The sequence below is a fragment of the Oceanisphaera arctica genome (genome assembly GCF_002936955.1).
In the GTDB taxonomy this organism is placed as follows: domain Bacteria; phylum Pseudomonadota; class Gammaproteobacteria; order Enterobacterales; family Aeromonadaceae; genus Oceanimonas; species Oceanimonas arctica.
Window position 1 is genome coordinate 83,699 of the sequence record NZ_MPZM01000011.1, and the last position, 9,986, is coordinate 93,684.

Annotated in this window: 6 protein-coding genes; all 6 read left to right on the forward strand. The window is 62.7% G+C overall.

Annotated elements, in window-relative coordinates:
- Window positions 1–73: 73 nt before the first annotated feature.
- The 6 genes from UN63_RS07300 to UN63_RS07325 all read left to right on the forward strand — a co-directional run bounded on the left by UN63_RS07300 (window position 74) and on the right by UN63_RS07325 (window position 9,718).
- Entirely contained in the window at window positions 74–784 is a 711-nt protein-coding gene (locus tag UN63_RS07300) for a DUF1499 domain-containing protein (protein ID WP_104486110.1), read from the forward strand.
- A 21-nt stretch (window positions 785–805) separates the two neighbouring features.
- Window positions 806–2,539 (forward strand): ABC transporter transmembrane domain-containing protein, encoded by a 1,734-nt coding sequence (locus UN63_RS07305; RefSeq protein ID WP_104486111.1) that lies wholly within the window; start codon window positions 806–808, stop codon window positions 2,537–2,539.
- On the forward strand, window positions 2,529–4,358 hold the full coding sequence (locus UN63_RS07310; RefSeq protein WP_104486112.1) for an ABC transporter ATP-binding protein: 1,830 nt from the start codon (window positions 2,529–2,531) through the stop codon (window positions 4,356–4,358). Before UN63_RS07305 ends, UN63_RS07310 begins: the two co-directional genes overlap by 11 nt.
- 127 nt (window positions 4,359–4,485) lie before the next feature.
- Window positions 4,486–7,605 carry a transglycosylase domain-containing protein gene (locus tag UN63_RS07315; RefSeq protein ID WP_104486113.1) on the forward strand — a complete coding sequence of 1,040 codons (3,120 nt, stop codon included), beginning with the start codon at window positions 4,486–4,488 and terminating at the stop codon, window positions 7,603–7,605.
- Window positions 7,606–7,832: 227 nt separating this feature from the next.
- Window positions 7,833–8,891: a nicotinate-nucleotide--dimethylbenzimidazole phosphoribosyltransferase gene (gene cobT, locus UN63_RS07320; protein ID WP_104486114.1), complete on the forward strand. Its 1,059-nt coding sequence runs from the start codon at window positions 7,833–7,835 to the stop codon at window positions 8,889–8,891.
- 2 nt (window positions 8,892–8,893) lie between these two features.
- The gene (locus UN63_RS07325; protein ID WP_104486115.1) at window positions 8,894–9,718 is read left to right on the forward strand and encodes an adenosylcobinamide-GDP ribazoletransferase; all 825 of its coding nucleotides are present in this window, start codon (window positions 8,894–8,896) and stop codon (window positions 9,716–9,718) included.
- Window positions 9,719–9,986: the final 268 nt, after the last annotated feature.

A 9,986-nucleotide genomic window follows, 5' to 3' on the forward strand; every position in this document is an offset into this window, starting at 1 on the left:
CCTCTCACTCCTTTACAAGCCGCTTTGGCTTACTCATAGTCTATCGATGTGTATGCTAACTGATTGAAACGATATGGAAACACTTTTCACTTACCGCTGGATACTGGGATCCTTGAGCTGTGTGTTGCTGCCACTGCTCGGCATAGTCGGCGTAGCCGGCACCCGCTGGCACTGGTGGCCCTATACCCTGGGGTTAATGCTGGTGGTAGCGGCAATGGGGCTGGCCCTGTTGCTGCTGCCCCTGGCGCTGTGGCACCGGCAGTGGCTGGCCGCCCTGCCGCCGGTTATTCTGCTGTTGCTGTTGTTCCCTTTTATTCTCCGTGGTCTGACCCTGCCCGCCATTCACGACATCAGCACCGATACCGAGCAACCCCCACCGCTGACCGCCGCCGCCCGCCTGCGCGGGCCCGGTGATCACTCCACCGACTACGCAGGCGAGGCGCTGGCCCGGCAGCAAGCAGCCACCTGGTCAACCCTGGCGCCCTTGACTCTGCCCTACCCGCCCGAGCAGGTTCACCGCCAGGTGCTGGCCCTGATCGCCAAGCGGGGCTGGATCCTGATCGCAAACAGTGAACGGCAGCTGGAAGCCGTAGTCAGCAGCCGCCTGTTCGGCTTTCGCGACGACGTGGCCATCCGCCTGACCCCCGTCGAAAACGAGTCCGACATCCACACCGGAGTCCATACAAGAGTCGATATGCGCTCCGCCTCCCGAGTCGGCAAAAGCGACCTGGGCGCCAACGCCGAACGCATCCGCGCCTTTCTGGTCGATCTGGAGCGACATTAAGGCTTAACCTCGGGATCAAGCATGCAACTATTCGGGCAACTGGCCTGGTTCTTCAAGGCCCACTGGCGCACCTACAGCCTGGCGCTGCTCATGCTGGCCACCGTGACGGTGATGAACATGAGCATTCCCTACCTGATCGGTAAAACGGTCGATCAACTGGTCTCCTCCCCCAGCGGCGAGGCCGAGAGTAGCCTGCTGCTGTTGATCCTGGGGCTGGGCCTGGCCGTGTATCTTCTGCGTCTGGGCTGGCGTCGCGTGCTGTTCGGCACCTCTTACCGGCTGGGTAACCTGCTGCGCCGTCGCTTCTTCGAGCGGCTCACCCGCCAGGGGCAGGCCTTTTACAGCAGCCACAACACAGGCGACCTGATGGCCCGCGCCACCAACGACATCGACGCCATCGAAATCGCCGCCGGTGAAGGGGTGCTGTCCGGCTTCGATGGCCTGCTGACCCTGCTGCTGGTGCTGGTCATCATGTTCGGACTCATCGACTGGCGGCTGGCGCTGGTGGCCCTGCTGCCCTTTCCGCTGATGGGGCTGGCGTTTTACCGTATTTCCAACCGCATTCATCATCACTTCAAGGGCGCGCTGGAACAGTTTTCCGTGCTCAACGACAAGGCGCAGGAAGCCATCGCCGGCATACGGCTGGTCAAGTCCATGGGCCGGGAGTCCATAGAAAGCCGTCAGTTTGGCGCCATTGCCGAGGCGGCCACAGCACGTAATTATCAAGTGGCCCGGGCCGAAGCCCTCTATGAGCCGGTAGTGTTTCTGTCGATGTCTGCCGCCCTGCTGCTGACCCTGGGCTTTGGTGCCTGGCTTATCTGGCACGCTCAGCTCAGCGTGGGCCAGCTCACCAGCTTTACCCTGTATCTGGCCCAGCTTATCTGGCCGATGTTCGCCTTCGGCTGGCTGCTCAATATCGTCGAACGCGGCAGTGCTGCCCTGACCCGGGTCGAGGCCTTGCTGGCCATTCCCGACAGCGTACCCGACCTCGGCACCCGCGAACCGCAAGATGCCGACCTCCGGGTCGAGGCGCTGAGTTTCAGCTACCCCGGCAGTCAACAGCCGGCACTGCAACAGCTCTCGCTGACGCTGGCCCCGGGCCGGGTGCTGGGCATCGCCGGCCCGACCGGCGCCGGCAAGAGCACCCTGCTGCAGTTGCTGATGCGCTACTGGGAGGCCGAAAGCGGACACATCACTCTGGGCGCCGTGCCCCTGGCCGACTGTAGACTGGACGCCCTGCGCCGCCAGTTTGCCTATGTGCCGCAAGACACCTTTCTGTTCAGCGCCGGCATTGCCGACAACATTGCCTTCGGCCGGCCCGACGCCAGCCGTGAAGACATCATGGAAGCGGCCCGCCAGGCCTGTGTGCATGAAGACATACTGCGTCTGCCCGGCGGTTACGACGCCCAGGTGGGGGAACGTGGCATGAGCCTGTCCGGCGGTCAGCGCCAACGGCTGGCCATCGCCCGGGCCCTGATAAGTCAGGCCCCGATACTGATACTGGACGATGCGCTGTCGGCGGTGGACGTGCATACCGAACAACGCATATTACAGCAGTTGCGCCGCCGTCGGGGCCAGAGCTGCATCATCGTCAGCCACCGGCTGTCGGCGCTGGAACATGCGGACAAGACCCTGGTGCTGCAGCATGGTCGGCTGCAACAGTCGGGCCGCCACACCGAACTGATTGAACAGGACGGCTGGTACAGCCGGATGTGGACCTATCAGCAACTGGAGGCCCGCCTCGATGACGACTGAAAAAACGCCGCCACCTCACGCTCAGGCCGGCGAGTCCCCGACCGATAATTCCAGGCGTCAAGGCAAGGGTACCTTCGGCCTGTTGCTGACCTATGTCTACCGGGACAAACCGCTGCTGATCAAGGTACTGCTGCTGTTGCTACTGGCCACCGCCGCCGATGTGGCGGGCCCGCTGCTGGCCAAGGTGTTTATCGACGACTATCTGCTGGCCGGGCACCTGCCAGTGTGGCCCGTGGCCGGGCTGGCCCTCGGCTATGTTGTCACCCAGCTGGCCGCCGCCTGGTTTCGCTACCGGCAGACCCTGCGCTTTACCGACATGGCGCTGGCCGCGGTACTGGATATTCGCAAGCAGGTGTTTGCCCATGTGCAGCAACTGCCGATGGCCTTTTTCGACCAGGCCATGACCGGCCAGCTGGTGAGCCGGATCACCAACGACACCGAGGCCATCAAGGATCTCTATGTGCAGTTTCTGTCGGTGGTGCTGACCAATGTGGTACTGCTGATGGGCATTATCACTGCCATGGCGTTGCTGAACGTGCAGCTGATGCTGGTGGCGCTGCTGCTGATCCCGACCGTGGTCGGGGTGATTTACCTGTACCAGAAACTGAGCGGCGCGGCGGTGGCCGACAGCCGCCAGCTGCGATCCGACATCAACGGCACCCTCGGCGAGTCCATTTCCGGAATGGCGGTACTGCAGGCCTGTGGCCTGCAGCAGGGGTCTGCCGAACGCTTCGAGCGCCTCAACCGGCGCTATTACCGGGCCCGCATGCGCACCATCAACATAGGGGCCGCCCTGCTGCGACCCGCCATCGATCTGCTGAGCGTGCTGGTGTTGCTCGGCATCCTCAAGGTGTTCGGCTGGCAACTGGTCAACGGGGTGGCGGAAGTCGGCGTCCTCTATGCCTTTCTCAACTTCATGGGCCGCTTTACCGAACCGCTGGCGGAAATTACCCAGCGCTTCAACCTCTATCAGCAGGCCATGGTGGCAGGGGATCGGGTGCATCAGCTGATGCAGCAACCCCGGCAACACTACGGCAAGACCGGCGATACCATTCACAGAGGCGCCCTGGCCTTTCACAAGGTCGACTTCGGCTATCGACCCGGCCAGCCGGTGTTCGAACAACTGAGCCTCGACATTCCCGCCGGCGCCTTTATCGGCGTGGTGGGCCACACCGGCAGCGGCAAGAGTACCCTGCTGAATCTGTTGCTCAACTTCTATCCTGTGGATGCGGGTAACATCAGCATCGACGGGCGGCCGCTGACCGGCTACAGCCAGGATGCACTGCGTCGGGGCATAGGGCTGATTCCGCAGGAGCCATTTATTCTGGCGGGCAGCATTTATGACAACATCGACATGGGCCGCAAGCTGCCCCGGGAGAAGATAGAAAACGCCGCCCGGCAGGCCCATCTGCTGGAGACGATTAACGGCCTGGAACAGGGCTTTGACACCCGCCTCGGCGAGCGCGGCAGCCGCCTCTCTACCGGCCAGCGCCAGCAACTGGTGATTGCCCGGGCCCTGGCCGCCGCCCCGCGCATCCTGCTGCTGGACGAGGCCACCGCCAACGTCGACAGCGAAACCGAACAGGTGGTGCAACGGGCGCTACAGGCCCTGCACGGCAAGGTCACATTGATCGTGGTAGCGCACCGTTTGTCTACCATCAACGAGGCAGATCGTATTCTGGTGATGGCCCACGGCGAGCTGGTTGAGTCCGGCAGTCATCGCCAGCTGATGACCCTGCCAGAGGGCCGTTACCGGGCCATGTACCGGCTGCAACAACAGGCTCGTCAAGTGGAGCTTGCCGAGCAACCCGACCTGTAGCATCATCGGCCCCATTCGGCCCGGCACGCACAAATAATTGTGCGCTATCAGCATTTAAGCCAGCCCGCCAAGCTACGCTTTTACTACAAGAAGCCCTGATACCAAGCATGGCGACAAGGGGTCCTTTATGGGTACTGTACCGCAGATTGAACACGCTTCCCTTCACGATGCCAAACAGACACCACGACTGGTGCGGCGGCGGCGCTGGCGTTTATTGTTGTGGCTTTTGGTACTGCTGTTGCTGGTGGTTTCCGGCGTCTTGCTGGCCTACGAAATGCGCACCTCCAGACTGCAAGCGCGGGAAATCACCCGCTATGCCCAGACCCTGACCTATTCACTGGAACCCGGCCCCAGCTCGGCCTTCAGCTATCCAGCCCTGGGCCCCTTCGATCAGCGGCTCGGCTACACCCGGCTGCCGGATCTGATCGCCCGGTTGCAACGCCAGCAATTTGTTATCGAGCAGCAGGTGCAGCTTTCGCCGGCGTTGCAGCAATACAGCCACCATGGCCTGTTTTTGCCCTATCAGGAGAAAACCCAGGCCGGGCTCTTTATCGGTGATTGCCGCAATGAACCTGTCTATGACTATCGCTATCCGCAACGCCATTACCCGGACTTTGCCGGCATAGCACCGCTGGTGGTCGGCACCCTGCTGTTTATCGAAAACCGGGAGCTGCTCAGCCAGGCACAACCGCAAATCAACCCGGCGGTAGACTGGCCACGCTTTACCAAGGCGGCGCTGTCGCAACTGGGGCGGGCACTGGAGATACAGGATGACTCGGCCGGTGGCAGCACCCTCGCCACCCAGATAGAAAAATACCGCCATTCGCCGGGAGGCCGGACGCCCTCTGCCAGTGAAAAGCTGCGCCAGATGATCTCCGCCAGCGTGCGCGCCTATCAACAGGGGCCCGAAACCCTGGCGGCCCGTCAGGGCATTGCCCTGGCCTACCTCAACTCTGTGCCCCTGGCCGCCGCCCCCGGCCACGGTGAAATTCACGGCCTGGGTGACGGCCTCTGGATCTGGTTCGCCGCCGAGCTGGATCGGGTCAACCAGCTGCTGGACACCACCCAGCCGCCGCCCGGATCGCTGGCCGAGCAAGGGATGGCCCAGCGCCAGGTAATGGCACTGATGATTGCCCAGCGTCGTCCTTCCTATTATCTGTACCGGGGGCGAGACGATCTGCACGACCTGACCGACAGCTATCTGCGGCTGCAGGCCCAGGCCGGCATGATAAGCCCGGCCCTGCGCGACGCGGCGCTGGCCCAGCGGCTGGTTTTCCGTCATTTCAGAGAAAGACCCGTCACCCAGTTTGTTGAAAACAACAAGACTCTGCAGGTGACACGCGGTCGCCTGGCCAGCCTGCTGGGCACCTCTTTCTATGAACTGGACCGGCTGGACATGTCTGCCCGCACCACCCTCAACGCCGAACTTCAGCAACAGGTGACGCATTATCTGCAGCAACTGGCCGATCCCGAGGTGGCCAGCAATATAGGCCTTTATGGTGAGCGCCTGCTGTCTCCGGAAAAAACCGCCGAGGTGCGCTACAGCTTTACCCTGTTCGAGCGCGGCGACGAAGGCTTTTATGTGCGGGTACAAACCGACAACACCCTGCAGCCGTTCGATATCAACGAGGGCAGCAAACTGGAACTGGGCTCTACCGCCAAGCTGCGGGTCATGGCCACCTATCTGGAAATTATCGCCGAGCTGCACCAGCGTTACGCCGGCTTTTCTCCCCAGAAACTGCATGCGCTCAGCCCCGAGCCTAACGATCCGCTCAGCCGCTGGGCCATCGACTATCTGCTGCTCCACCCGGATCACGCCCTGCCCGCCATGCTGAACGCCGCGCTGGAACGGCGCTATTCCGCCAGTACCGGGGAGCGCTTCTTTACCGGTGGTGGCCTGCACAGCTTCAACAACTTTCGCCGTCAGGACAACGGTCGCAATCCGACCATGATCGAAGCCTTGCGCGAGTCCATCAACCTGCCCTTTATCCGGGTAATGCGCGACATAGTGCGCTACAGCCTGTATCAGAGCGAAAACCGCGCCCAGTTGCTGACCGATGACAAAGACCCACGGCGTCAGGAATATCTGAGCCGCTTCGCCGACCGGGAAGGCCGGGTTTTTCTGCTGCGTTTCTGGCGCAAGTATCAGGGCAAAACCACCGAACAACGGCTCGACAGCTTCTTCGATGGCCTGCGCCCCACCCCGGTACGGCTGGCGGCGGTGCACCGCTATCTGCTGCCTGACGCCAGCCCCCGGGACTTTGCCGACTTTCTGCAACGACGGCTGCCTGAGGAGCGACTGACCGACAAACGGCTCGATGAGCTGTATCACCGTTATGGCCCCGGCGCCTACAGCCTGCCGGATCAGGGCTACATAGCCCGGGTGCATCCGCTGGAGCTGTGGCTGCTCGGCTATTTGCAGAACATGCCCGGCGCCGGTTTTGCCGATGCCGCCGACGCCAGCAAAGAAGAACGTCAGGAAGTGTACGGCTGGCTGTTCAAGACGCGCCATCGCAGCGCCCGCGACAGCCGGATCCGTACCATGCTGGAAGTCGAAGCCTTTACCGATATTCACCAGCGCTGGCAGCGGCTGGGCTTTCCGTTCGATCATCTGGTGCCGTCACTGGCCACGGCCATCGGCAGTTCGGGAGACAAACCCGCCTCACTGGCGGAGCTGGTGGGCATTATTCTGAATGAGGGTGTGCGCCTGCCTACGGTGCGTATGGATCAGCTGCAGTTTGCCGTCGACACCCCCTATGAAACGCATCTGGTTCGCCAGCCACAGCAGGCACAAAGGGTCATGGCCAAAGAAGTGGCCATGGTGCTGCGCGGCGCCCTGTCACAGGTGGTGGAAGGCGGCACCGCGCGCCGTCTGCAAGGCAGCTTTACCTTGCCGGACGGCAGCCCGCTGACCCTGGGCGGCAAGACCGGCACCGGCGACAACCGCATCGAAACCGTGAGCCGCTACGGTCAGGTCATCACGTCTCAGGCCCGCAACCGCACCGCCACCTTCGTGTTTTATCTCGGCGAGCGGCACTTCGGCACCCTCACCGCCTATGTGCCGGGGCAGGAGTCGGACAAGTTCAACTTTACCTCGGCGCTGCCGGTGCAGGTGCTCAAGGGCATGGAGCCGATATTGCGCCCCTACCTGCAACCGGACAGCCAGAGCGGTTGCCGGCCACAATCGGCCGGCGCGCCCGCTCAGGAAGCGCAGGCCTCTACCACCGAATTGGCGGCCAAAAGCTAAGGAAGCTGCGGTAAGCGGTAAGTAAAACAATCACGGCTGCAGATTTCACCGTGCACTTGTAAATATTGCCTTGTCGGCAGGCTTTACCGGCTGACATCGGCCCTGCAAACCACTCGGACTGCTTATGGCTGACAGCTTACCGCTTCAGGCTTTGTTTCCATCATTCCCCCCTCAGGTCAAATTTTGGTAGCATACGGAACCATCACTGTGAACGGATCCGTATCGCCATGTCTCAGCCTCTGCCTCTGCCCACCATTCCCGAGCTGGCCAACTCCGAACTGACCCGACAGCTGCTGCAGGTTATCGATCAAAAAACCAAGCCCCTCGGCGCCTTGGGTCGCCTCGAAACCCTCGCCTTGCAGCTGGGGCTGATCCAGGGCCGTACCAATCCGGTGATACAGCAACCGCAGATCCGGGTTTTTGCCGCCGATCACGGCCTGACCCGTCACGGCACTTCGGCCTACCCCAGTGCCGTGACCGCCCAGATGGTGCACAACTTTCTGCTGGGCGGCGCCGCCATCAACGTCTTCGCCCGCCAGCACAAGATAGGCCTGCAAGTGGTGGATGCGGGCGTCGATGCGGAGTTTGACTATCACCCGGCCCTGCTCGATTGCAAGGTTCGCAGGGGCAGCCGGGATGCCATGACCGAGGCCGCCATGACCGAGGCCGAGTGTCGGGAGGCCCTCGAACAGGGCATGGCGCTGGTGGAGCACCTGCCCGGTAACCTCCTGATAGTGGGGGAAATGGGCATCGGCAATACCTCCGCCGCCAGTCTGCTGCTGTCGCGACTGGGTGACCTTCCTCTTGCCGACTGCGTCGGCCGGGGCACCGGGCTGGACGACGAAGGGTTACGTCACAAGCAGCAGATACTGACGCAGGTGTTGCGACACCATCAAGAGGCCATCACGCCGCTGGCCGCCCTGAGGGCGCTGGGCGGGCTGGAAATCGCCATGATGGTCGGTGCGCTTATCCAGGCCGCCAGCCAGCGCCGCATTCTGCTGATGGACGGCTTTATCGCCGGGGTCGCCCTGCTGGTGGCCGAGCAACTGGCCCCGGGCGTGCGCCAGTATGCGGTGTTTGCCCACCACTCCGCCGAGCCCGGCCATGAGCACCTGCTACGCCTGCTGGACGCCGAGCCGTTGCTCAACATGAAGATGCGCCTGGGCGAAGGCAGCGGCGCCGTGCTGGCCTATCCGCTGTTGCAGTCGGCCTGTGCCTTTCTCAACGAGATGGCCAGCTTCACCGATGCCGGCATCAGCGGGCCCGCTGACGATACGGCAGAGTGACGATGCCACAGAATAAGACTCCTGAGAAAACCGGCTACAAGCCGGGCCAGATCCCGAGCCTGAATCTGGGCCAGGTGCTGCGCCACGAAGGCCGACTGCTGCTGGTTGCCACCCAGTTCCTCACCCGGCTGCCGGTGCCCCGGCTCAATGATTATCAGCCCCATTGGCTGCACCAGAGCAGCCGGCACTTTCCGGCGGTCGGCCTGCTGGTGGGGCTGCTGTGCGCCGGGGTGTTCTGGCTGGCCAGCCTGCTGTTCAGCCCCCTGGTGGCGGCGGTGGCCAGCACCGCCTTCGGCATCAGGATAACCGGTGCCTTTCACGAAGACGGCCTGGCCGATACCTGCGATGGTCTGGGTGGCGGCCTCACCAAGGAGCGGGCGCTCACCATCATGAAAGACTCGCGCCTAGGCACCTTTGGTACCCTGGGGCTGGTGCTGGCCCTGCTGCTGAAAGTCAGCCTGCTGGCAGCCATGCCCCTTCCGCTGGCGCTGGCCGCCCTGGTGGTGGGCCACAGCGGCTCGCGGCTGATGTGCATCAGCCTGATTGCCCTGCTGCCTTACGGCGGCGAAATCGAACACGCCAAGGCCAAACCCATGGCCCAGCAGCTGACCCCGGCCCAGGGTCTGATGGGCGCCGGCTGGGTGCTGCTGGCGCTGCTGCCCGTCTGGCTCTGGTTGCCCGAAGCCGGGATCAGCCTAGCTCCCTGGCACTGGCTGTTGCCGCTGGGGCTGGCACTGGTGGCCACCGACTACATGCGGCGGCTGATGAAGCGCCGCCTCGGCGGCTACACCGGCGATGGTCTTGGCGCCACCCAGCAACTGAGCTAACTGACGATTTATGCCGGGCTTTCCGCGCTGTTGTAGGCCCCTTGCTGGCTCTTTTGTAGGCCCCACTTCAGTGGGGCAATTCTGCCACAGACAAAACATTGCCCGGCTAAAGCCGAGCCTACAAAGGGAAAACCCTGCCGCTGGCGGTCGAATAAATTCGACCCTACTACGACAATGCGAAAGCAATCTGCTCCCTCCCCTTGAGCTCGAAATAAGCAGAATAACATTGGGGTGCAACGCAAGGGGAGGGTTGGGGAGGGGTTCAACA